Genomic DNA, 21,707 nt, shown 5'->3' with positions numbered 1-21,707 from the left:
CCCGGGTGCGCGCCGTGGGGGGATAGAAACCGGTATCCATGATGCCCGGACATCAGCGCGCTGTCTCCGGCGGACACCGAATCCGAGAATTTCGCCTGCCCGTTCGCGGCACACACGACGGTGGCCCTCCCGCACGGATGTCACATGCGGAAGGGCCACCGGAGCGGACGTCGGGCTCGGCGGGTCTCTCGTCGCCACCGCCCGTGCCCGGAACTATGCCAGGGATGCCTCGAAGTCGGCCAACAGGCCCTCGATACGGGCGAGTTCCTGCTCTTCGAGTGGCGCCGCGTCCAGCACCTCGAGGTTCTGCTCCAGCTGCCCGACACTGCTGGCGCCGACGACCACCGAGGTGACACGCGCGTCGCGCAGCACCCAGCCCAGCGCCAGCTGGGCCAGCGTCTGGCCGCGCTCCCCCGCCGCCTTGTTCAGGGCGTGCAGCAGCGTGAGCTTCTCGTCGCTGAGCTCGTCCCGCTTGAGGAAGTGGCCGACGGCCATCCGCGAGTCGGCGGGCACCCCGTTGAGGTAACGATCCGTCAACTGCCCCTGGGCGAGCGGTGAGTACGCGATGACTCCGGCCCCCACCCCGGCGGAGGCGGCGATCAGGCCGTTGTGCTCGATCTCGCGGTTCAGCATGTTGTACGCGTGCTGGTTGATCAGCAGCGGCGTACCGAGGCCCTTGAGGATCTCGGCCGCCTGCCGCATCTGCTCCGGCGGGTAGTTGGAGAGACCGGCGTACAGGGCCTTGCCCTGCCGTACGGACGAGTCCAGCGCCCCCATCGTCTCTTCCAGCGGAGTGTCGGGGTCGTAGCGGTGGGAGTAGAAGACATCGACGTAGTCGAGGGCCATCCGGGCCAGCGACTGGTCGAGGCCGGCCAGCATATGCTTCCGCGAGCCGAACTCACCGTACGGGCCGGGCCACATGTCGTTGCCCGCCTTGGTCGAGATGAACAGCTCGTCGCGGTACGGACGGAAGTCCTGTGTGTAGAGCGTGCCGAAGTTCGCCTCGGCGCCGCCGTACGGCGGGCCGTAGTTGTTGGCGAGATCGAAGTGGGTGATGCCCCGGTCGAAGGCGTGGCGCAGCACCGCTCGCTGGTTCTCCAGCGGAGCGGTGTCACCGAAGTTGTGCCACAGGCCGAGGGAGACCACCGGCAGCCGCACTCCGCTGCGGCCGCTGCGCTCGTACCGCATATCGGCGTAGCGACGGTCGGCGGCGAGATAGGGCGGTTTCTTCAACGTACTCTCCTGCTTTCGTTGTCAAGGCCGGGCGCCGCCGCGTCGACGCGGGCGCGAGGATGAGTCGGTGTCCGGGTCGTTGTCGAGCCGTTCCCGGACGTCGCCGTTGTGCGTGCGTACGATCCCCGGCACCCGTGCCCCCGCCCTTCCGTGTGCGTGACCCGCAGATACTAGTGGGGGTACTGGTGTCGTACCAGCGGATAAAACCCTGGAGTCGACGCGAGCGCGGGCCCCCTGGGGAGTCCCGCGCGGCGGTGGCCTCGGACCGTACCGAGGTGCGCCGTTCGGCAGGCGCCCTCCCTCCCCTCGCGCCCGCCGCGACCGGCTGACGTGCCGCGCCTGGCGCTATCGTGGGCGCACTGTCGGGTGCGTGGCGCGGGAGAGTAGCTGATTTGGGCAGGAAACTGACATCCGACAACGCGGAACGCGCGACGGTACGGGATGTCGCCGCACGCGCGGGAGTGTCCCCCGCGACCGTCTCCCGGGTTCTCGGCGGCACGTACCCGGTGGCCTCCGCGACCCGGACCAGGGTGCTGCGCGCGATGCGCGAACTCGACTACGTCGTCAACGCCCAGGCCAGGGCGCTGTCGGGAGGAGCCACCAAGTCGGTCGCCTTCCTGGTCGACGATGTCACCGGCGCCTTCTACGCCCATATCGCGCGCGGTGTCGAGCAGCAGGCCAAGGCCGAGGGCCGGCTGTGCATGCTCTGCACGACGGACGCCGAGCCGGACCAGGTGTTCCTGATCATCGAGCTCATGCGGGAGCAGAACGCCGACGCCGTCATCGTCGTCGGCGGGGCGTGGGAGAACGAGGAGTACGAGGGGCGGCTGGCCCACTACGCCCGTGCGTTGGACCGCGCGGGGTCGCGGCTGGTGCTGGTCGGCCGGCCGCCGCTGGCCGCCGTCGACGCCCCCGCCACCGTCGTGGAGTACGACAACGAGGGCGGGGCGTACGCGGCGACCAGCCATCTGCTGGCCTCCGGCCACCGCCGGATCGCCTATCTCGGCGCGGTTAAGGGGCTGGTGACGAGCAGTCAGCGCCTCAACGGCTTCACCCGGGCCCACCAGGCGTACGGACTCCTGCCCGATCCGGCGCTGATTCTGCCGGGAGAGTTCAGCCGGGAGTACGGTCGCCGGGCGGTACGTGAACTCCTCGGCCGCGAGGCCGGGTTCACCGCGGTCATGGCGGCCACCGATGTCGTGGCGGCCGGAGCCCTGCACGGACTGCGCGCGGCGGGGCTGCGGGTCCCCGAGGACGTGGCGCTCGTGGGGTACGACGACATCCCGCTCGCCTCCGACCTCTTTCCCGCCCTCACCACGGTGCATGTGCCGCAGGAGGAACTGGGGCGCACCGCGGTCCGCCTCGCGCTCGACCGCGACCGGTACACCGGTGCCCAGCACATCATGCTGGGCACCCATGTCGTCGTACGGGACACCGCCCCGCCGCCCGGTCGAAGCCGGCCCAGGCCCTGATCAATACACCTGGGTCCTGTCCGGTCGATCTTCGCCGGGCCCGGAACGCCGGCGCGCACCGCCCGCAACGCCCGGCGCGCACCTCGCCGCGTTGCCGAAACGCCCACCGGAAACCACCCCGCGGACGCCCCGGCGCCTTGCGATCCACCGCCCCGGACGCCCCGGGCCGGCCCGACAGGACCTAGTCGACCTTCGATTGCCGCGGGACGTCGCCGGGATTCGGCGGGTTCGCGCGGGTGAGGTACTGCGGGACCGGCGCGGTGTCGGTTCCGGTGTCGCGCACCAGTCCGTGGCGCAGCGGGCCGCCCGGACCCGGTGGCTGCTGGATGTCCTGTGTCACCGAATCCCAGGAGGCCGGCATGACGATGAGGTTGTAGTCGGCCTGGCTCTCGTTCTGGTGGAGCGTGACGGAGCCGTCGACGTAGAAGTACTCGTTCTGCCACATCTGCTGGGCGCCTGCGGGCAGGACGGCGAAGCCGGTGGCCGGGCTGCCCATCGCGGTGTGCGGGCCGGCCCCTTGGCCCGGCTGCTCGTCGTCCATCCGTTTGCCGCCGCCCGAGGCGGCGTGGAAGAGCTTTCCCCGCAGGCCGGTCCAGGTGGGCATGGTGAGCGCGCCGGCGCGTTGGCCGGGCATGATCTGCCAGCGGACCAGGAAGTATCCGCTGCCGCTGAGCGTCACCGTGTCGCCGTTGTGCACCATCACCGCCTTGGCACCGGCCGAGCTGCGGATACCGCTCTCGGGGCGGCGGGGCAAGGGGCCCGGGGCCCGGAGCGGATCGGGTGCCGGGTCCGCGGCGTCCACGGTGGATCCGTACCCGGGCGGCGGTGAGGGCCGGGGCGACGGTGACGGGGAAGCGGTCGGTGAGGGGGCGGCCGTCCAGGACGGCCGGGGTGCGGGAGATTGCGTACGGGTCTCGGAAGTGGGGACGGGGGTCGCCGTGGGCGCGGCCTGCGGGGGCTGCCGGTCGTGGTCCCGCACCACGTACGCGCCCCCGGCCACCAGGGTCACTCCGGCGGTCGCCGCGACAGCCGGTTTGGTGATCAGGTCCAGCACGGTCCGTGCCAGCTGCGTCGGCCACCCGACGGGGTCGGTGGCCAGGGCCACCGGTGACATGGCGGCGGCCCCTCCCCCGCCGAGCAGCCCCGGCAGGGCGTGCAGGGCGAATCCGGCCGGCAGCGGTACGAGGGCGAGCCCGACCAGCAGCCGTTCCGCGGGCACCAGTCCGGGCCGGCTGCCGCCGCACGCGGAGCACTCCCGCAGATGCCGGGCGATCCGCTTGCGCCATACGGAGCCGGGCAGGCCGTCCCAGCCGAGGAGCAGGTCGGCCAGCCCCCGGCAGCGCGGATCGGCGTCCAGCGCGCGGACGACCCCGCGCGCCGTTTCCAGCTGTGCCTTCATGCGCTGTACGCGGACGGCGGCGTGCTGCCTGGTCAGCCCCTGTGTCTCGGCCAGTTCGCGGCGAGTCAGCTCCCCCGCGACCTCCTGCCACCACAGCGCGAGCAGTTCCCGGTCGTCGGCGTCGAGCCAGCGGGTGGCCTCGGCGACCTCCTTGCGCTGTCCGTCCAGACCGAGCCGCAGGACGGTGAGGTCCACGAAGTCGGAGCCGGCGTCGGCCGGTTCGCGCTCCGCCGTGAGCGGCTCGGTGCTGCGCGCCAGCGCGGTCGCCCGGCTGCGGGCCCGGTCCCGTACCTGCCGCATGGCGATCGCCACCAGCCAGGACCGGAAGCTGCCGGGGTCACGGAGTCCCTCGATGCCGTCGACGGCACGGAGCATCGTCTCCTGTACGACGTCGTCGACGTCCGCGTGGCCGACCAGCGCACGCCCCACGACGTTGTATATCAGGGGCAGATGTTCCGATATGAGGTCGTCGAGAGCCTGCCGGTCCCCGGCCCGCGCCGCGCTGACCCTGTTTCGCCGTTGACGGTCGTCCACACCTGCTCCGTACCTCGTGCCCTCAGTCGATCATGCCGGACGGGAGACGTCAGGGTCCGTCCGGACAACGGAGATCCGGCGGACGCTCAGCGGGAGCAGAGCAGTGTGCCGAAGCCGAGTTGGTCGAAGCCGCCGCTGGTGGAGCCGTAGTCACCGCCGCCCCCTTCGGGACGCACGGCCGCCGCGCTCGCCGTGATGTGGGGGACGGACAGCCGACGGCGCTTGGCGTAGTGGTTGTGGAGCAGCTCCCACACCGGGCGGATCTGGCCGCGGCCGGCCGGGGAGACGACGGTCTGCTCCCGGCGGGCGCAGTTGGTGCCGGTGCCCCAGGTGTAGGTGGTGAACGGCACGCTGTGGCCGAGGTTGTACTTGGCGACGTATTCGGCGCCCTTCATGAACCGGTTGTCGTCGTACCCGTACAGATCGACGCCCTGGTTCCAGGCCATCTCGCAGAAGGCGCCCATCTGGCCGATGCCCATCACGGTGTGGCCCTGGTCCCGTCCGCTCTCCTGCCACTGGCCGAGGCCGTCGGGGTGGAGGAAGGGAACGGCGTTCTTGATGGAGCCGTTTCCCTCGCCGTTCTTGAAGTAGTCGACGGCCTGGTCGAACGTGGCGGTGTCGTCGCAGAGGATGCCGATGGCCAGGATCGAGTTCATGGTGCACAGGTCCCAGTTCGCCCAGTAGTTGCTGACGCAGGCGTCGTTGTGTCCCTTGAGGAACTGGTCGTTCAGCGGGTAGAAGACGTCGAGCAGCATCCGCTGGAAGCGCTTCAGGTCGAAGCCCGGGTAGTCGCGCATCAACTCGGCGGCGTTGGCGAACTGGTAGCCGTAGAGGCCCGCGGCCAGGAAGCGGTCGGCGTTGCCGGTCAGTGTGGTGAGGGTGGCCGACCAGGCGTTGAGGATGTCCCGGGCGGTGTCTCCGTGTGCGGTGGTTCCGGCGGTCCTCCAGCGCAGCGCGTTCTGGTAGGCGGCGTGGATGTCGTTGTAGAGCTGCGGGTAGTTCTGGCCGGCGCCGCCTCGGATGATCGTGGCGGTCGGCCGTGGCGTCCAGGTGCTCTGTGCGTGGGTGTTGGCAACGAGCCGGTTCCAGCCCGCGGTCCAGGGCTGGGAGCCCGCTTTGACCCTGACCTTGGCCCGGTTGAGTTCCCCGTGGGCGTGCAGCATGCCCGGGTGGGTGAAGGTCGTCGGCGCGGCGTCGGCCCTGTCTCCCGTCATGGCGGCGGTGACGCCGCCCGCGGCTCCGGCCACGGCCAGTCCGCCGGCTATCTGGAGCATGCTGCGGCGGCTGATCCTGTGCTTGTTGTCGCGGCCCATGAGGTGCGCTCCTGTCGCGGTGGGGTGTGCGTTCCTCTGGGAGACGTGGCGCGGCGGGGCCGGATAACAAAAACTTCGGAACCTCGCGGAAAAAACCTCGGGCGCCCTCGGCGCTCCCGGGCCGGCCGTCCGGCGGGTCCGTACCGTCGCGCGCCATCGGCCGGGTGGGCGGTTCCGTTCCCGCACCGCCGCGCCGTCCGGTACGACGGTTTCTCCTGAACAGGGGTGGCAGAAGAGCGGGTCAGCGATGTTAGGCTCCCCTTACTTACGAGAGACAGAGGGCTCCGTGCGGCGGGCACCCGCTTGCGGAAATGCACAGTGAGGGCAGTTCAGATGCACGGTGGCGCGCTCTATTCGAGAGCCGGCGGGGCGTGAGCGCGCAGTCCCGGACGGGCACGCTGACGGACGGGCCGTCGGATCCGCCGGCACACGGGCCCCGCCGCCCGGCCCGCGGTCGTCCCCGGCTCGCCGTGGGCCTGCTGCTGACGGCGCTGGTGCTCGTCGCCGCGAGCTGGGCCAGCCTGCTGTTCGGCTCAGAACACATCACCGTGAACGACGTCCTGCGCGCGGTGTTCGACCCGGACCTGTCCGACAGGGCCCAACTGGTCGTGCGGGAGGAGCGTATTCCGCGTACGGTCGCGGGCCTGCTGACGGGAGCCGCCCTGGGGCTCGCCGGAGCGGTCATGCAGGGGGTCGCCCGTAACCCGCTGGCCGACCCGGGCATCCTCGGGGTCAACTCGGGCGCCTCGGTGGCCGTCGTGTTCGGGATCGGGATACTCGGTTTCACGTCTCCGTCCCAGTACATCTGGTTCGGATTCATCGGCGCGCTCGTCGCCGCCGTACTGGTGTACAGCGTCGGCTCGCTGGGCCGGGAGGGCGCCACGCCCGTGAAACTCGCTCTGGCCGGGGCGGCGACCACCGCCGTCCTCACCTCGCTGACCACGGCGATCCTGCTGACGGACCGCGAGGTCTTCGACCGGTTCCGCTTCTGGAAGGTCGGCTCGCTGTCCGGCCGGGATGCCGAAGTGCTGTGGCAGGCGGCGCCGTTCATCGCGGTGGGAGTGCTGTTCGCCCTCACACTGGGGCCGCAGCTCAACGCCCTGTCACTGGGGGACGACATCGCGCGGGCGCTGGGGCAGCGGGTGGGCGTGGCCCGGCTGCTGTCGGCCGCCGCCGTGGTGCTGCTGTGCGGCGCGGCCACCACGATCGCCGGGCCCATCGGCTTCGTGGGCCTCGTCATCGCGCACGCGTCCCGGATGATCACCGGCCCCGACTACCGATGGATCCTGCCGTACAGCGCGCTGCTGGCGCCCGCGCTGATCCTGGTGTCGGATGTCGCGGGCCGGTTCATCGGCCGGCCCGGCGAGGTACAGGTCGGGATCGTGACCGCGGTGGTGGGCGCCGTGCCTTTCATCGTCCTGGTGCGTCGTCGCAACCTGGCTGAGCTGTGAGGGAGTTGGCAGGGCCGGTGCCCCAGGAAGCCGTGAGCCGTACCGGCGAGGACCGGAGCCCCGACGGCGGATCGCCGCAGGGCCGGATTGCGGCCGGCGGGTCGCCGGAGGACCGGCTGGCCGGCGCGGTACGGGAGGTCGCCCGCGTTCGCCGGGCCGGCCGGGCCCGTTCCACCGCCGTCACCGTCGCGCTGCTGGCCGCCGTACTGGCCGCCCTGTGCACGACCCTGGCCTTCGGAGACCTGGTCGTCCCGGCGGCCGATGTGGTGGCCACCCTGTTCGGCGGAGGCGACGCCGGTTCACGGTTCGTCATCCTCGAACTGCGGCTGCCCCGGGCGCTGATCGGGATCTTCGTCGGAGCCGCGTTCGGCCTCTCGGGCATGGTGTTCCAGACCTTGCTGCGCAACCCGCTGGCCAGCCCCGATGTGATCGGTATCAGCTCGGGCGCCAGCGCCGCCGCGGTCCTGGCCAGTGTGGCCTTCGGCGCCGGCGGCTACGCGCTCTCGGCCGCCGCTCTGCTCGGGGCCGTACTGGCCGCCGCGGCGATCTACTCGCTCGCGTGGCGCGGAGGCGTGAGCGGATACCGGCTCGTACTGATCGGCATCGGCGTCGGCGCGGCACTGTCCAGCATGATCTCGCACCTGATGACCAGCTCCGACGTGGCCGTGGCGCAGAACGCGCTGGCATGGCTGACGGGAAGCCTCAACGGCCGTTCCTGGAACCAGCTGTGGCCGCTCGTGGGAGCCATGGCGGTGCTCGTACCGCTGACATTCCTCGCGGCGCGTTCCCTGCGCGCGCTGCAACTGGGCGACGAGACGGCGGTGGGGCTCGGCAGCCGGGTGGAGCGCGGTCGGCTGGTCCTGCTCGCCTGCGCCGTGACGCTCACCGGGGTGGCGACGGCCGCGGCCGGTCCGGTGGCCTTCGTGGCGTTCGTGTCCGCGCCGATCGCCCGGCGACTCGTACCGCGCCGGGGCGCCTCGCTGCTGCCCGCCGCCCTGACCGGGGCGTTGATCGTGCTCGTCGCGGACTTCGCCGCACAGCACCTGCTGGGGTCCACCCAGTTCCCGGTGGGTGTGGTGACGAGTGTGATCGGTGCGCCGTATCTGCTGTGGCTTCTGGCCCGCGCGAACCGGGTGGGCAGGGGCGGATGAATGATGGAACGGAAGGATCTGCACATGAGTGCGGAGCACACTCTCCAGGCGCGGGACCTCCGGCTCGGCTACGACGGGCGTGAGGTCGTCAGCGGGCTGAGTGTCGACATACCGCCGGGCCGGATCACCATGATCGTCGGCCCCAACGCCTGTGGGAAATCAACCCTGTTGCGCTCGATGGCCCGGCTGCTGGCGCCTTCCTCGGGGAGCGTGCTCCTCGACGGCAGGAGCATCCAGGAGATGCCGACCAAAGAGGTCGCCGCGGTCCTCGGCATCCTGCCGCAGAGCCCGGTGGCGCCCGACGGCATCACGGTGAGCGATCTGGTGGGCCGGGGCCGGTATCCGCACCAGGGATGGTTCCGGCGCTGGACGGCCGAGGACGACACGGCGGTGGCGCAGGCCCTGTTGGCCACCGATGTGCTGGAGCTCGCGGCGCGGCCGGTCGACGAACTGTCGGGCGGCCAGCGGCAGCGGGTGTGGATCGCCATGGCGCTGTCCCAGCGTACGGACATCCTTCTGCTGGACGAGCCGACCACGTATCTCGACATCAGCCACCAGCTCGACGTACTCGACCTGCTGACCGACCTCAACCGTGAGTACGGCTCCACCACCGTGGTGGTCCTGCACGACCTCAATCTGGCCTGCCGCTACGCCGATCACCTGATCGCCATGAAGGACGGGCGGATCGTGGCGCAGGGGGCTCCGACGGAGACCGTGACGGCGGAGCTGGTCTCCGACGTGTTCGGGATGCGGTGCTCGGTCACCGAGGATCCCGCCTCGGGAACTCCGATGATCGTGCCCATCGGTCGTCACCACATCATCGGCGAGACGCCGCAAGAGCGGAGCCCCGCAGCCTTGAAGTAACCCAGGTTAGGCTAACCTAAATACATGCGAATGCGAAGAATGTCTCCAGCTCCCTCTGTTCACTCCGCTGCCCCGGTCCGTCGTTCGCGTCCGGCCCCTGTGGCGTTGTGGGCCGTTCTCACCGCCCTCGTCCTGGGATTGACCGCCTGCGGTACGTCGTCGTCGGACGACACCTCGCCGGACAGCGCGTCGGGCGCGGCGTCGGGCGCGTTCCCCGTCACGATCGCGACCAAGTTCGGTGACGTGACCGTCAAGCAGCAGCCCAAGCGTGTCGTCGCGTTGGGCTGGGGCGACGCGGAAGCCACCCTGGCGCTGGGGGTGCGGCCCGTCGGAGCGAGCGACTGGCTGGCGTTCGGCGGCGACGGGACGGGCCCGTGGGCCAAGGGCCTCTACAAGAAGAGCCCGCAGATGATCGGCACACTGGAGCCCGAGTTCGAGAAGATCGCGGCCCTCGAGCCCGATCTCATCCTGGACACCAAGTCCAGTGGTGCGCAGGAGCGTTACGACACACTGAGCAAGATCGCCCCCACCATAGGCGTCCCCAAGGGCGGCGATCAGTACAAGATCTCGTGGGAGAAGCAGACCGAGATGATCTCGGCCGCCCTCGGCGTCGCCGACAAGGGCAAGCGGCTCATCTCCGCGACCGAGAAGAAGTTCGCGGCCGCCGTCGCGGCCCACCCCGAGTTCAAGGGCAAGACGATCGCCTTGGGCTCCCGGACCGGCAGCGCGTTCGGCGCCTATGTGCGCGGCACGGGCCGTGTCGACTTCGTCGAACGCCTCGGTTTCACGAACAGCCCCGCTGTCGACGCCAAGGCCGACGACTCGTTCTCCATCACCGTCTCCCGCGAGAACCTCGACCTGCTCGACGCCGATCTGACGGTGATGGCCCCCATCGGGGTCGACGCCAAGAAGATCAGCGATGATCCCCTGTACAAGGCGGTCCCGTCCGTCAAGGCCGGCCGCTCCGTGGTGTTCGACGACGAGAACCTCAGCTCGGCCTTCGCGACGGACTCGGTGCTCTCGGTGGCGTACGCGCTGGAGAAGGTCGTCCCGCTGTTCGCGGAGCCGCTCAAGTAGAACCGCGTCCGCGCCGCCGCCGAAGCCGAACCGTACAGTGCGTCCGGGTCGGGCACGTACGCGCTTTCTGAGGATTCGATGAACTCCCGCGTGCCCGTTCGCTTTGCGGGCACGGGCTGTAGATGGACAGCACTCGGACGACGGAAGCGACAGCTGGGACGGCGGTGCCCGGAGCGACGGAAGAGGAGAGCGCGAGCGGCCCGGACAGACCGGGCGGCAGCACCCTGCAACTGCCTCAACGGGCCGGTCGCGAAGGCGTCCGGCCCTCTCTCGCGTGGGACCTCATCCCGGTACGCGTGGGCGGGCGGCTGTACCGGGAAGGCCGCCCCGACCGGGGCGGGCGAGGTTTCCCCTCCGCGCTGCGCGGCCGACGGGTGCGGGGGGTGGACGGGCTGCGGGCGGTGGCCGTGGCGCTGGTCATGGTCTACCACCTGGAGCCGGACCTGCTGCCGGGTGGCTCCCTCGGTGTGGATGTCTTCTTCACCATCAGCGGCTTCGTCATCACCCGGCTGCTGCTGGCGGAGTTCGCCCGTACCGGCGATGTCGCCCTGCGCGGTTTCTACTGGCGACGCTGGCTCCGGCTGGTCCCGGCCCTGCTGGCCGTCTGCGCCGTGTGCGCCGTACTGGCCCTCACCACCCGGCTGCCCGGCTTCGACAACGCCTGGGCGGCCGTCGTCCTGTCCGCCACGTTCCTGATGAACATCGTCCGGGCGGCGCAGCCCGGTGCCTACTCCAGCGACACCTCGCTCCTCTCCCACACCTGGTCGCTGAGCGTGGAGGAGCAGTTCTATCTGCTCTGGCCGCCGATTCTGCTGCTGCTCCTGCGCCGGGTCGGGGCGCGTACCGTGCTGCTCTGCACGGCGGCGCTGTGCCTGCTGCCCCTGGTGTGGCGCTTCGTCCTGTGGAGCCCGAGCGCGGCACACCGTATCTACAACGGGATGGACACCCGCGCCGACCAACTGCTGGTCGGTGCGCTGCTGGCCGTGGTGGTCGCCCGGCTGCACAGCGAGGACCGGCGGCTCGCCGCGCTGGCGCGGTGGTCGGGCCGGCTGGCCTGGCCCGCGCTCGCGGTACTGGCCCTGATCGTCTGGCAGGTGCCGCTGACCGGGTCCGGCGCCTGGTCGATGCCCTGGTACACCGTCGGTTTCCTGGTGGCCGCCGTCCTGTCGGCCACGGTGGTGGCCGCGCTGGAACTGCGGCCGCGCGCCCGGATGTCCCGGATGCTGTCCCTGGCGCCGCTGGTCTGGATCGGACAGAACCTCAGCTACGGCCTCTACCTGTGGCATTACCCGATCGGCCGGCTCATCTCCGACCTGGGGGTGGACGCCGCCTGGCACGGGCCCGCCACCGTCGCCGCCAGTTTCGCCGCGGCCCTCGCCTCCCACTACCTCGTCGAGCGACCGCTGACCCGGCGCCGGAAGCCGGACGGTCCAGGTGTCACACCGTCTCGCGGTGTGACCGTCGCCTCCAGTGGCGCGGCTCCTGGTCGGGCAGCCAGCCGAAGGCCAGAGAACTGCCGATGAGGCCGAGCAGCAGACCGACGAAGAACCCGCCGAGGTTGGAGGTGACCCAGGTGCCCAGCGAGACCAGGACGCCGACGACCGAGTAGAACAGCCGCTGGGCGGGGTTCAGCAGTACGAGGAGTCCGCACACGGCCATCACCAGCGGGAGCAGATAGGCCGCGATGCCTCCCGCGCCCGCTTGCAGGACGACCGAGATGGATGCCTGCTCGGTGAGCAGGATCTCACCGCCGCCGAGCAGCAGGAGAAGTCCGCCCCAGAAGGGGCGGCGCCTGCGCCAGGCCCTGAAGGAGCGCACGGGGCGGCGGCCCCCGGCCGGAACGGCTGTCCCGGCCGGGGGATCCGTTTCGCGAGGATCCACGCTCAGCAGCCCTTGGAACTGAAGCCGAGGTGGAGGTTGGGCAGCCGGAACTTGGCAGCCGTGGTCGCCCAGTTGGTCTGCCGCAGCTTGGTGATGGTGACCGTGTCGGCCTGCTGGCCGAAGACACCCAGGGGTCCCTTGACGCCCGCCTTGTCGAAGGTGCTGGCGTCCCCGCCGATCTCGATGTTGTCGAAGTCCGCGGTGTCGCCCGTGAGGACGGTCGAGTCGGTCGTCAGATCGGTCGCGGTCACGGGCGTGCCCTTGTCGCCCGCGGTGATGTGCAGGTAGGTGCCGCCGAGTTCGACGCTCTGGCACAGTTTGGTCAGTTTGGCGGTCTTGATGGCGGAGACCACCACGAGGACCTGCCCGCCGGTGTCGCCGGCGTTGGGACTCCCCTCCGCCATGTTGTCCATGCCGCCGAACTGCTCGAAGCCCTTGCCGTCCATGCGGTCCGCGGTGACGGTGAAGGGCATGCCGGAGATGGCGAACTGGGCGGCGATCGCGCCCTGCGCGGTGAGGATCACGAGAGTGGCGGCCGCGGCGAGCGCGGGTACGCCCATGAGCGCGGCGCGGCGGAACCGCACTCTCCCCCGCCGTAGTGTTGTCTCCGGCGTTTCACCGCCGGTGACTTCGGACGTGGCCATGAGCTGCTCCTGAAGATGTGGTGACCGGAACGAGCTTGAGCGGCGAAGTCCTGGCGCGGACAGCTCCCGGCGCCGACAGGGTCCCTCGGGGTGTGTCACCGGCGCGGCCGTGGGAGTCGACCCGAAAGTTACTCCCAGGTATGGACGGGGTCAACTACCTTGTGAATATTGGGTGTTGATCATGTGTGTACTTATGACAGCGCCTCTGACGTCTGAGTACCGCGGGTAACTTCCCTCGGTCACTTTGCTCTCGGACTCTTGACTCCATCCGTCGGACAGGTCTACAACCCTCTTGGGTTTCCTTCTGTGCCGCACTCGTCCGTGGCGTGGAACAGGTCCGTGGCGCCGGGCCTGTTCCACTTCCGCTCCTCCCCCGTGCTCCAGGACCCGGACACCCTCCAGGTGGATGCGCCGTCCCGGCCACCGAGGGCAGACCTTCTCTCTTCGTCACCAGCGCCTCACCGGCGCTGAACGCCCTCATCGCTGATCCCGGCCTCCACCGTCCTGCGCCATTGACGACGCGCGCGGCGCAGCCGCGGCGGGTGTGTGACCCACGGCAGAGCCGCAGTGGGTCACACCGCGCCGGACATCGTGTCCGGCCCGGCCGTCCCCGGGCCCGCCACCGCGCGCACGCCAACACCTCCACTCGCGAAAGGGACTTCGTATGGGTGCACGACGCACTGTTCTCGCCACCGCCGGCTTCACCGCGGCGGCCGCTCTCCTCGCCGCCGGGCAGGCCTTCGCCACCGGGGCCGCGCCCGCCGCGGGCAATGTACTCACCTACGGCAGCGCCGCCGGTCCGGCCGTCGCCGTCGGGGACGTGCTGAGCTCGTCACTGAGCGCCGGTACGACCGTCGCGATCCGCACCGCCGTCGGCGGAACCACCGGCATCACCTGCACCGCTTCCGGGTTCACCGCCACCGTGACGGACAATCCGGCCGCCCCGGGCACCGCCACCGAGTCACTCACGGCACAGACCTTCGGCGGCTGCACGTCCAACATCCTGGGCACCACCGGGGTCCAGAGCATCACGGTCGAGAAACTGCCGGCCGTCACATCGGTCACCTCCGGCGGGCCGCTCACGGTGGGGGTCGGCGGCGGGGTGCAGACGACCGTCAAGCTCAACACCCTGCTCGGCCTGACGACCTGCACCTACACCTCGACGGGTCTCAACGGCACCACATCGAACACGGACAACTCCATCACGTTCGCCAACCAGTTGTTCAGCAAGTCGGGAGGGCCCATCACCTGCCCGTCGTCCAGCTACTTCTCCGCCAAGTACGGACCGGTCAAGGACACCGGCCAGTCCGGAAGCCCGAGCATCTTCGTCAACTGACGTCACGTCAACTCACCGTGCGGGAACACTGATGCGTCCCCCGGCGGATCCGGTTGTTCCGGTCCGCCGGGGGACGTGTCGTCGCCGGTGCCCCTCCCGGCGGTGTTCGCCGGGAGGGGCACCAGCCGCTGCCGCGCGCTCCTCCTACCGGTGTCCGAACCAGCCCGCCGCGGGCAGCAGTCTGTCGTCGTAGCCGAAGAGCGCCTGGTTCTCCCAGGCGTTTCCGGAGGCGGGGTCCTGCGGGTCCCAGCCACTCCCCCGGACCGCCGTCCACGCCGGTTCCCAGTAGACGATCCCCAGGCCACGGCCGCCCGGGACCGCCTCCACGACATTCATCACGTCCCGGAGGTTGGCCGCCTGACCGGCCGGTGTCGCCGGGTAGCCGGCCGGCAGCTGACCGGCCGAGGACACGTTGTTCGCCAGGAAGTCGTCGTTGGCGAGGGTGTGCGCGTAGGCGGTCTCCGCCACGAGCACCGGCTTCCCGTAGCGCGCCGACACATCGTCCAGATTCGTCTGAAGATCCGAGAGCGGCCCGTGCCAGTAGCCGTAGTACGACAGGGCGATGACGTCGAACGGCACACCGCGCGCCACCGCCTGGTCGAACCACCAGCGGGTGCCGGCGTTGTCGCCGCCCTTGGCCAGATGCAGGGCGACCTGGGTGGCGGAGGAGACGGCCTTCGCCGCCTGGGCGCCCGAGGTGAGCAGACCGGCGAGCTGGGTCCAGTTGTCGGTGGAACCCTCCGGCCACAGCATGCCGGCGTTGGTCTCGTTGCCGATCTGGACCATGTCGGCGGTGGTGCCCTGCGCCTTGAGAGCGTTCAGGACGTCGAAGGTGTGGTTGTAGACGTCGGTGCGCAGCTGGCTGTACGAGTGCGAGGCCCAGGCGGCCGGCTTGTTCTGCTGGCCGGGGTCGGCCCAGCGGTCCGAGTAGTGGAAGTCGACCAGGAGCTTCATCCCCTGGGCCTTGATCCGCGTGGCCATCGCGAGGACATGCTTCTTGTCGTTGTAGCCGTCGGCCGGGTTCACCCAGACCTTGAGCCGCGCGTAGTTCATTCCGGCGCCGCGCAGTATGCCCAGGGCGTTGCCGCTCGTACCGTCGGCGGTGCGGTAGGCGGCTCCGAAGGCCTCGTTCTTCGCGAGTGTCGAGAGGTCACCGCCCTTGACGGACAGGCCCGTCGATCCCGGAGTGAGGGTGAGATCGTCGAAGTTGGCCCATTCCCCGGCGTGGGCATCGGAGTTGAGGCTGATGGTGCAGGCCCCGCCACGGACGTTCACCGAGGTCACGAGGCGGATCCACTGACCGTTCGGCGTCGGCGGAAGATCGGTGCGCTGTTCGGTGCCGCCACAGCCGCGCAGGGCGATGTAGGTGGCGTTCTGACCGCCGCTGGAGCGGACCCGGGCGCTGAGGGTGTAGTTCCCGTCGGTCAGTCCGGTCAGGTACTGGTACGTCTCGACCTTGTAGGCCGACGCCGACCAGTGGGTGAGCCGGTGGCTGCCGCTGTAGCCTCCGGCCTCCGTGAAGGAGGCGGTGTTCTGGCCGCCCGCCGAGTAGGTGCTCCAGCCGGACGGGGTGCTCGTACCGGTTCCGTCGGTCTCGAATCCGGCGTTGGTGAGGGTGGCGGCGGCCTTGGCCTGTGGCGTCGCCGGCGGCTGTGCCTGTGCGTGGGCGGGCAGGGCGGTCAGGAGCAGCGCGCCGAGCGCGGATATGGCCATGGCTCCGAGCGGTCTGCGCCATGGGCGGTGTGCGGAGTGCATCGTCGATGTCCCTTCGACCGTATGCGGGGGAAACGGTGGTGCTCCCGGGCCGCGCCGCGAAATGACAGGCGCGGCCCGGGAGGTCAGGGGTGGGACGGGTGGGGTTCAGCTGTCGAGGCGCACGACACCCACCGCTCCGGCCGGCAGCGCGAGCCGGCCCGCGGCCCGTTCGCCGGTGAGGAGTTCGGTTCCGTGGCCGGGCAGGGGCACCTTGGTGTCCGTCCCGGTGTGGTTGACGACGAAGACGTACTCGCCGCTCTCGCCGGAGCGCCGCACCACCTCGACGTCGCGCGGCAGATCGGTGCGCGGCGCCAGGCCGGCGTCCTCCGCGGCGGGGCCGAGGACCGTGTCGAGGGCGCCGGGCGCAAGCCGGGTGGAGATGTACCAGGCGGTCCCCCGGCCCAGCCGGTGCCGGGTGATGGCCGGTTGACCGGCGGCGAGTCCGTCCGCGTACGTCCAGAGCGTCTCGGCGCCGCGCGGGACCACGAACTCGCTCCAGACGTCTCCGGTCAGTTCGGAGCCGTCGGCCGCGGTGATCCGGACCCGCTCGCCTTCGCCGAGGGGCGAGAACTCCTCGACGGTCAGGCCGAGTACGTCCCGCAGGACGCCCGGGTAGGCGCCGGGGTGGACGGCGTCGTGCTCGTCGACGATGCCGGAGAAGTACGAGACGACCAGGGTGCCGCCGTTCTCGACGTACGTCCGCAGATTGCGGCCGGTGGCCTCGCTCGCGAGGTAGAGGGCGGGCACCACGACGAGCGGGTAGGCCGACAGATCGGCTTCCGGGTGGGCGAAGTCGATGGTGAGATGCCGGTCGTAGAGCGCCTCGTAGAAGCTGTCGGCCCGTTCGCGGGCGTCGTGGTCCTCGCTCGGCCGCCACTCCAGCCGCTGGGCCCACCAGGACTGCCAGTCCCAGAGCATGGCGGCGTCGGCGACCGTTCTCGTACCCCGCAGTGGCGCCAGACTGTCCAGGTCGGCGCCGAGACGGACGACCTCGCGCCAGACACGGCTGTCGGTGCCGGCGTGCGGCAGCATCGACGAGTGGAACTTCTCGGCGCCGCGCCGGGACTGGCGCCACTGGAAGAACATCGCGCCGTCGGAGCCGCGGGCCACATGGGCGAGGCTGTTCCTGGCCATCTGGCCCGGGGCCTTGGCCGGGTTGCGGGGCTGCCAGCTGACTCCGCTGGTGGAGTGTTCGAGCAGCAGCCAGGGGGCGCCGCCCGCCACGGAGCGGGTGAGGTCGGCGGTCATGGCGAGGTTCACCTGGGTCCGCCGGCCGTCGGTGATGAGGTAGTGGTCGTTGGTGACCAGGTCCACCTCCCGCCCCCAGGCCCAGTAGTCGACGGAGTCGCACTGGCTGAGGGCGGTCATGAAGTTGGTGGTGACCGGGATGCCCGGGGAGAGCCGGTGCAGGATGTCGCGTTCCCGTACGAAGTTCTCCCGCATGGTGGCGTCGGCGAAGCGAGCGTAGTCGAGCAGGTGCGCGGGATTGCACACGGTGGGGGTGGCGCGGGGCGGCTCGATCTCCTCGAGGGATCCGTAGCTCTGGCCCCAGAAGGCCGTGCCCCATGCCTCGTTGACCCCGTCGACGGTCTCGTACGTGGTGGACAGCCAGCGGCGGAAGTGGGCGGCGCAGTTCTCGCAGTAGCAGGCGCTGACGGGGACGCCGTACTCGTTGTGGACGTGCCAGAGCGCCAGCGCCGGGTGGCTGCCGTAGCGGCGGACGAGCTGCTCGGTGATGGCCGCGGCGGCCGTGCGGTACGCCGTCGAGCTGTGGCAGATCGCGCCGCGCGAGCCGAACGCGTACCGCATGCCCTCCCGGCTCACGGGGAGCGCCTCCGGGTGGGCGCGGTAGAACCACGCGGGCGGGGCGACGGTGGGGGTGCCGAGGTCGATCCGGATGCCGTTCTCGTGCAGCAGGGCGACGATCCGGTCCAGCCGGCCGAAGTCGTAGCGGCCCGGCTCGGGTTCGAGCAGGGCCCAGGAGAAGATCCCGATGCTCACCAGGGTGACGCCGGCCTCGCGCATGAGACGGACGTCCTCCGACCAGACGTCCTCCGGCCATTGTTCGGGGTTGTAGTCCCCGCCGAACGCGAGTCCTCCCAGGCCCTCGGGCGCGGTATCCGGCATGGATGCCTCCTGTACTGCAACGGGACGGTTGATACACGGTCTGGGAACGTGCACACACTGAGGCGGCGACGCAGAGCCAACATAAGCGCACAGGAACAACCATTGACAAGTGTCCGGAAAGTTTCTCTACTGTGAACGCTCACAGAGCATGGCCGGTCGGTCGCACTCATCGCGGAGACCTTCGTCAGGGGAGTAACACCATGCAATTCACGACGCGACGGCGCCTCGTGGCCACGTCCCTCACCCTCGCGCTCGGCGTCACCACCCTCGCCGCCTGCGGCTCGGGCGACGACGGCGACGCGGAGTCCAGTGGTCCCGCCTCGCTCACCTACTGGGCCTGGGCACCCGGCATGGACAAGGTCGCCGGCCTCTGGAACGCGACGGAGGGCAAGAAGACCGGCATCACGGTGACGGTCAAGAAGCAGGCCTCCGGGGACGACCTCGTCACCAAGATCATCACCGCGGCCAAGGCGAAGAAGGCCCCGGATCTGGTGCAGGCCGAGTACCAGGCGCTGCCGACCCTCGTCAGCAACGATGTGCTGGCGGACGTCTCCTCCGAAGTCTCCGGCGTCGAGGGGAAGTTCGCTCCGGGCGTCTGGCAGCAGACCACTCTCGGCACCGACGCCGTCTACGCGGTCCCGCAGGACTCCGGGCCGATGATGTTCTACTACCGCGAGGATCTGTTCAAGAAGTACGGCCTGACGGTCCCGGAGACCTGGGACGACTTCGCGAAGACCGCGCGCGCCCTGAAGAAGAAGGACCCGTCCAAGGCGCTGACCACGTTCTCCAGCAACGACGCGGGCCTCTTCGCCGGTCTCGCACAGCAGGCGGGCGCCCGGTGGTGGACCACCAAGGGCGAGACCTGGAACGTCGCGATCGACGACGCCGCCACGAAGAAGGTCGCGGGCTTCTGGGGTGATCTGGTCGCGGAGGGCGCCATCGACAACCAGCCCATGTACACCCCTGCCTGGAACAAGGCGCTCGACACGGGCAAGCAGATCGCCTGGGTGAGCGCGGTGTGGGCGCCGGGCACCCTGACGACAGCGGCGCCCGGCACCCAGGGCAAGTGGGCCATGGCACCACTGCCGCAGTGGAGCAAGGGACAGCACGCCACCGGCAGTTGGGGCGGCTCGTCCACCGGTGTCACCACCGACTCGAAACACAAGAAGGCCGCCGCACGGTTCGCGAGCTGGCTGAACACCGACAGCGAGGCGCTGGCCGCACTGGTGAAGGAGGGCGGCATCTACCCGGCCGCCACCGCCGCCCAGACCGGCGGCGCGCTCAGCGCGGCCCCCGGCTTCTTCCCGAACCAGCCGGACTTCTACGCGAAGGCCGCCGAGATCGCGAAGACCACCGCGCCCTCCGCGTGGGGCCCGAATGTGAACGTCGCGTACACCGTCTTCCGCGACTCCTTCGCGCAGGCCGCCAAGAACAGGTCGGACTTCCCCGGGGCCCTCGCCACCATGCAGCGGGCCACCGTCGGCGATCTGGAGAAGCAGGGCTTCGAGGTCACGGGGTGAAGGCCGCAGACACCCGCCCGGTGCCCGGCTCCGGCCGCGCACCGGGCGCATCCGGAACCTCTCAGGCCCCACCGGCTCCCGTCGGCCGGGGACGCGCCGGCCGGAGGGTACGCGGCGCCCCGTACGCGTTCCTCCTCCCCGCCCTCGTCCTGTTCGCGCTCTTCTTCGCCCTGCCCATCGGCTACGCCCTCTATCTGAGCCTGCGCAAGGTCGAGGTGAAGGGGCTGGGACTCGGCCGGGGCGCACGCGAGGAGGTGTGGGCCGGGCTGTCCAACTACACCGGCGCGCTGTCCGACTCCGAACTGCTCGCCAGCTCCCTGCGGGTGCTGGGCTACGGCGCGATCGTGGTGCCCTCGATGCTCGGACTCGCCCTGGTCCTGGCGTTGATGCTGGACGCCGAGCGCACCCGGCTCGGTGGCTTCTCCCGGCTCGCGATCTTCCTGCCGTACGCCGTCCCCGGGGTGATCGCCGCGCTGATGTGGGGCTTCCTCTACCTGCCGGACGTCAGCCCGTTCCACTACCTGCTTCAGAGGGCGGGGCTGCCACAACCGGATCTGCTGGACGGCGGGCCGCTCTTCGTGGCCCTGGCCAATATCGCTCTGTGGGGCGGCACCGGCTTCAACATGATCGTCATCTACACCTCGCTGCGCTCCATACCCGCCGAGATCTACGAGGCGGCCAGGCTCGACGGGTGCTCACAGTTCCAGACGGCCCTGCGGATCAAGATCCCGATCGTCGCCCCGTCGCTGGTGCTGACCTTCTTCTTCTCGATCATCGCGACCCTCCAGGTGTTCAGCGAACCCACCACGCTCAAACCGCTGACCAACTCGCTGTCCACCACCTGGTCCCCGCTGATGAAGGTGTACCAGGACGCTTTCGTCAGGGGAGACATCTACTCGGCGGCCGCCACCTCGGTGGTCATAGCGGCCATCACCCTTGTGCTGTCCTTCGGCTTCCTCAGGACCGTGGGCTCCCGTTCGAACCGGGGAGAGACCCCATGACCGCTCTCACCACCCGCCGTACCGCGTCCGCCGCCGGCACCACCCCGGCTACACGGCCGGAGCCGCGGCGCCCCGGCCGCGCAACCGACCGGCGCCGTATCGCCTGGGTACCGACCATCGCACTGCTGCTCGGTGCCCTGTACTGCCTGCTGCCGGTGGTCTGGATCGTGATCGCCTCCACCAAGTCCGGGCGGGAGCTGTTCTCGACCTTCACCCTCCTGCCCGGCACCGGCTTCGCCGACAACGTCGCCGACCTGTCCGCGTACCGCGACGGTGTGTACTGGCGGTGGATGCTCAACTCCCTCTTCTACGCGGGGCTCGGCGCCCTGCTGTCGACCGGGGTGTCCGCGCTCAGCGGGTACGCGCTCGCGGTCTACCGCTTCCGCGGCCGGGAGGGCATCTTCAACGTGCTGCTCGCCGGTGTGCTGATGCCGCCGGTGATCCTCGCCGTACCGCAGTATCTGCTGATGGCGAAGGCCGACATGGCCGACAGCTATCTGTCGGTACTGCTCCCGCTGATCCTCTCGCCGTACGGCGTCTACCTCGCCCGGATCTACGCGGCCGCGGCCGTACCGCCCGATGTGGTGGAGGCGGGCCGGATGGACGGGGGCGGCGAGTGGCGGATCTTCCGGTCGGTGGCACTGCCGATGATGCTGCCGGGACTGGTGACGGTGTTCCTCTTCCAGTTCGTGGCCATCTGGAACAACTTCCTGCTGCCGTACATCATGCTCGGCGACGACCGGAAGTTCCCCGTCACACTCGGCCTGTACACCCTGCTCCAACAGGGCTCCAACACACCTGCCCTCTACACTCTGGTGATCACCGGCGCGCTGCTCGCGGTGCTGCCCCTGATCGCGCTGTTCCTGGTCATCCAGCGGTTCTGGAGCCTGGATCTGCTGTCCGGGGCCGTAAAGTCCTGACGCGACAGGCACGATCACGAGGGAACAGC

Annotated in this window: 17 protein-coding genes; 10 read left to right on the top strand and 7 right to left on the bottom strand. The window is 70.2% G+C overall.

Going from position 1 to position 21,707, the window contains the following annotated elements; genetic code table 11:
• Positions 1 to 213: 213 nt before the first annotated feature.
• Positions 214 to 1,188 carry an aldo/keto reductase gene (locus ACIOJD_RS16635; RefSeq protein ID WP_401913937.1) on the bottom strand — a complete coding sequence of 325 codons (975 nt, stop codon included), beginning with the start codon at positions 1,186 to 1,188 and terminating at the stop codon, positions 214 to 216.
• 437 nt (positions 1,189 to 1,625) lie between these two features.
• Between ACIOJD_RS16635 and ACIOJD_RS16630 the strand changes: the two genes are divergently transcribed.
• Positions 1,626 to 2,705: a LacI family DNA-binding transcriptional regulator gene (locus ACIOJD_RS16630; RefSeq protein ID WP_401913655.1), complete on the top strand. Its 1,080-nt coding sequence runs from the start codon at positions 1,626 to 1,628 to the stop codon at positions 2,703 to 2,705.
• 181 nt (positions 2,706 to 2,886) lie between these two features.
• Here the strand turns inward: ACIOJD_RS16630 and ACIOJD_RS16625 are convergent, their stop codons facing one another.
• The gene (locus ACIOJD_RS16625) at positions 2,887 to 4,638 is read right to left on the bottom strand and encodes an RNA polymerase sigma factor (protein WP_401913652.1); all 1,752 of its coding nucleotides are present in this window, start codon (positions 4,636 to 4,638) and stop codon (positions 2,887 to 2,889) included.
• 86 nt (positions 4,639 to 4,724) lie between these two features.
• The gene (locus tag ACIOJD_RS16620; protein WP_401913649.1) at positions 4,725 to 5,951 is read right to left on the bottom strand and encodes an alginate lyase family protein; all 1,227 of its coding nucleotides are present in this window, start codon (positions 5,949 to 5,951) and stop codon (positions 4,725 to 4,727) included.
• 311 nt (positions 5,952 to 6,262) lie between these two features.
• On the opposite strand from ACIOJD_RS16620, the gene ACIOJD_RS16615 reads away from it, so the two are divergent.
• The 5 genes from ACIOJD_RS16615 to ACIOJD_RS16595 all read left to right on the top strand — a co-directional run bounded on the left by ACIOJD_RS16615 (position 6,263) and on the right by ACIOJD_RS16595 (position 12,017).
• Positions 6,263 to 7,402 carry a FecCD family ABC transporter permease gene (locus tag ACIOJD_RS16615; protein WP_401913646.1) on the top strand — a complete coding sequence of 380 codons (1,140 nt, stop codon included), beginning with the start codon at positions 6,263 to 6,265 and terminating at the stop codon, positions 7,400 to 7,402.
• A gap of 86 nt (positions 7,403 to 7,488) precedes the next feature.
• Positions 7,489 to 8,553, top strand: coding sequence for a FecCD family ABC transporter permease (locus tag ACIOJD_RS16610; protein WP_401913935.1), 1,065 nt, complete (start codon positions 7,489 to 7,491; stop codon positions 8,551 to 8,553).
• A 24-nt stretch (positions 8,554 to 8,577) separates the two neighbouring features.
• Complete coding sequence (locus ACIOJD_RS16605) at positions 8,578 to 9,417, top strand: ABC transporter ATP-binding protein (RefSeq protein ID WP_401913644.1); 840 nt, start codon at positions 8,578 to 8,580, stop codon at positions 9,415 to 9,417.
• Between the two features lie 39 nt (positions 9,418 to 9,456).
• Positions 9,457 to 10,494, top strand: a complete 1,038-nt coding sequence (locus ACIOJD_RS16600; protein WP_401913642.1) for an iron-siderophore ABC transporter substrate-binding protein — start codon at positions 9,457 to 9,459, stop codon at positions 10,492 to 10,494.
• Between the two features lie 122 nt (positions 10,495 to 10,616).
• Positions 10,617 to 12,017 carry an acyltransferase family protein gene (locus ACIOJD_RS16595; protein ID WP_401913640.1) on the top strand — a complete coding sequence of 467 codons (1,401 nt, stop codon included), beginning with the start codon at positions 10,617 to 10,619 and terminating at the stop codon, positions 12,015 to 12,017.
• Here the strand turns inward: ACIOJD_RS16595 and ACIOJD_RS16590 are convergent.
• Together ACIOJD_RS16590 and ACIOJD_RS16585 are read right to left on the bottom strand one after the other, a co-directional pair.
• Positions 11,932 to 12,375: a DUF6114 domain-containing protein gene (locus tag ACIOJD_RS16590; protein ID WP_401913637.1), complete on the bottom strand. Its 444-nt coding sequence runs from the start codon at positions 12,373 to 12,375 to the stop codon at positions 11,932 to 11,934. The genes ACIOJD_RS16595 and ACIOJD_RS16590 overlap by 86 nt on opposite strands.
• A 2-nt stretch (positions 12,376 to 12,377) precedes the next feature.
• Positions 12,378 to 13,019 carry a DUF6230 family protein gene (locus ACIOJD_RS16585; RefSeq protein WP_401913635.1) on the bottom strand — a complete coding sequence of 214 codons (642 nt, stop codon included), beginning with the start codon at positions 13,017 to 13,019 and terminating at the stop codon, positions 12,378 to 12,380.
• Positions 13,020 to 13,683: 664 nt separating this feature from the next.
• On the opposite strand from ACIOJD_RS16585, the gene ACIOJD_RS16580 reads away from it, so the two are divergent.
• Positions 13,684 to 14,355 carry a Tat pathway signal sequence domain protein gene (locus tag ACIOJD_RS16580; RefSeq protein WP_401913632.1) on the top strand — a complete coding sequence of 224 codons (672 nt, stop codon included), beginning with the start codon at positions 13,684 to 13,686 and terminating at the stop codon, positions 14,353 to 14,355.
• Positions 14,356 to 14,499: 144 nt separating this feature from the next.
• On the opposite strand, the gene ACIOJD_RS16575 is transcribed toward ACIOJD_RS16580, so the two are convergent.
• Positions 14,500 to 16,068: an arabinogalactan endo-beta-1,4-galactanase gene (locus ACIOJD_RS16575; RefSeq protein ID WP_401913629.1), complete on the bottom strand. Its 1,569-nt coding sequence runs from the start codon at positions 16,066 to 16,068 to the stop codon at positions 14,500 to 14,502.
• A gap of 147 nt (positions 16,069 to 16,215) precedes the next feature.
• On the bottom strand, positions 16,216 to 18,237 hold the full coding sequence (locus tag ACIOJD_RS16570) for a beta-galactosidase (RefSeq protein WP_401913626.1): 2,022 nt from the start codon (positions 18,235 to 18,237) through the stop codon (positions 16,216 to 16,218).
• A 200-nt stretch (positions 18,238 to 18,437) separates the two neighbouring features.
• Between ACIOJD_RS16570 and ACIOJD_RS16565 the strand changes: the two genes are divergently transcribed.
• Genes ACIOJD_RS16565 through ACIOJD_RS16555 form a run of 3 tightly spaced genes read left to right on the top strand, consistent with a single transcriptional unit; the run spans position 18,438 to position 21,678 of the window.
• Positions 18,438 to 19,757 carry an ABC transporter substrate-binding protein gene (locus tag ACIOJD_RS16565; protein WP_401913623.1) on the top strand — a complete coding sequence of 440 codons (1,320 nt, stop codon included), beginning with the start codon at positions 18,438 to 18,440 and terminating at the stop codon, positions 19,755 to 19,757.
• Complete coding sequence (locus ACIOJD_RS16560) at positions 19,754 to 20,758, top strand: carbohydrate ABC transporter permease (RefSeq protein WP_401913620.1); 1,005 nt, start codon at positions 19,754 to 19,756, stop codon at positions 20,756 to 20,758. The genes ACIOJD_RS16565 and ACIOJD_RS16560 overlap by 4 nt, the downstream gene beginning before the upstream one ends.
• On the top strand, positions 20,755 to 21,678 hold the full coding sequence (locus tag ACIOJD_RS16555) for a carbohydrate ABC transporter permease (RefSeq protein WP_401913618.1): 924 nt from the start codon (positions 20,755 to 20,757) through the stop codon (positions 21,676 to 21,678). Before ACIOJD_RS16560 ends, ACIOJD_RS16555 begins: the two co-directional genes overlap by 4 nt.
• Positions 21,679 to 21,707: the final 29 nt, after the last annotated feature.

Source organism: Streptomyces sp. NPDC088116, from assembly GCF_044741745.1.
GTDB lineage: Bacteria > Actinomycetota > Actinomycetes > Streptomycetales > Streptomycetaceae > Streptomyces.
The sequence above is the reverse complement of the archived record's forward strand: the minus strand, read 5'-3'. Positions and strand labels throughout refer to the sequence as shown.

Excerpts from the sequence above, each read along its gene's own strand:
- ACIOJD_RS16635 (WP_401913937.1), bottom strand. The coding sequence starts at position 1,188 with ATGCGGTACGAGCGCAGCGGCCGCAGCGGAGTGCGGCTGCCGGTGGTC.
- ACIOJD_RS16555 (WP_401913618.1), top strand. The coding sequence starts at position 20,755 with ATGACCGCTCTCACCACCCGCCGTACCGCGTCCGCCGCCGGCACCACC.
- ACIOJD_RS16575 (WP_401913629.1), bottom strand. The coding sequence starts at position 16,068 with ATGGCCATATCCGCGCTCGGCGCGCTGCTCCTGACCGCCCTGCCCGCC.
- ACIOJD_RS16615 (WP_401913646.1), top strand. The coding sequence starts at position 6,263 with ATGCACAGTGAGGGCAGTTCAGATGCACGGTGGCGCGCTCTATTCGAG.
- ACIOJD_RS16600 (WP_401913642.1), top strand. The coding sequence starts at position 9,457 with ATGTCTCCAGCTCCCTCTGTTCACTCCGCTGCCCCGGTCCGTCGTTCG.
- ACIOJD_RS16565 (WP_401913623.1), top strand. The coding sequence starts at position 18,438 with ATGCAATTCACGACGCGACGGCGCCTCGTGGCCACGTCCCTCACCCTC.
- ACIOJD_RS16570 (WP_401913626.1), bottom strand. The coding sequence starts at position 18,237 with ATGCCGGATACCGCGCCCGAGGGCCTGGGAGGACTCGCGTTCGGCGGG.
- ACIOJD_RS16620 (WP_401913649.1), bottom strand. The coding sequence starts at position 5,951 with ATGGGCCGCGACAACAAGCACAGGATCAGCCGCCGCAGCATGCTCCAG.
- ACIOJD_RS16585 (WP_401913635.1), bottom strand. The coding sequence starts at position 13,019 with ATGGCCACGTCCGAAGTCACCGGCGGTGAAACGCCGGAGACAACACTA.
- ACIOJD_RS16605 (WP_401913644.1), top strand. The coding sequence starts at position 8,578 with ATGAGTGCGGAGCACACTCTCCAGGCGCGGGACCTCCGGCTCGGCTAC.
- ACIOJD_RS16580 (WP_401913632.1), top strand. The coding sequence starts at position 13,684 with ATGGGTGCACGACGCACTGTTCTCGCCACCGCCGGCTTCACCGCGGCG.
- ACIOJD_RS16595 (WP_401913640.1), top strand. The coding sequence starts at position 10,617 with ATGGACAGCACTCGGACGACGGAAGCGACAGCTGGGACGGCGGTGCCC.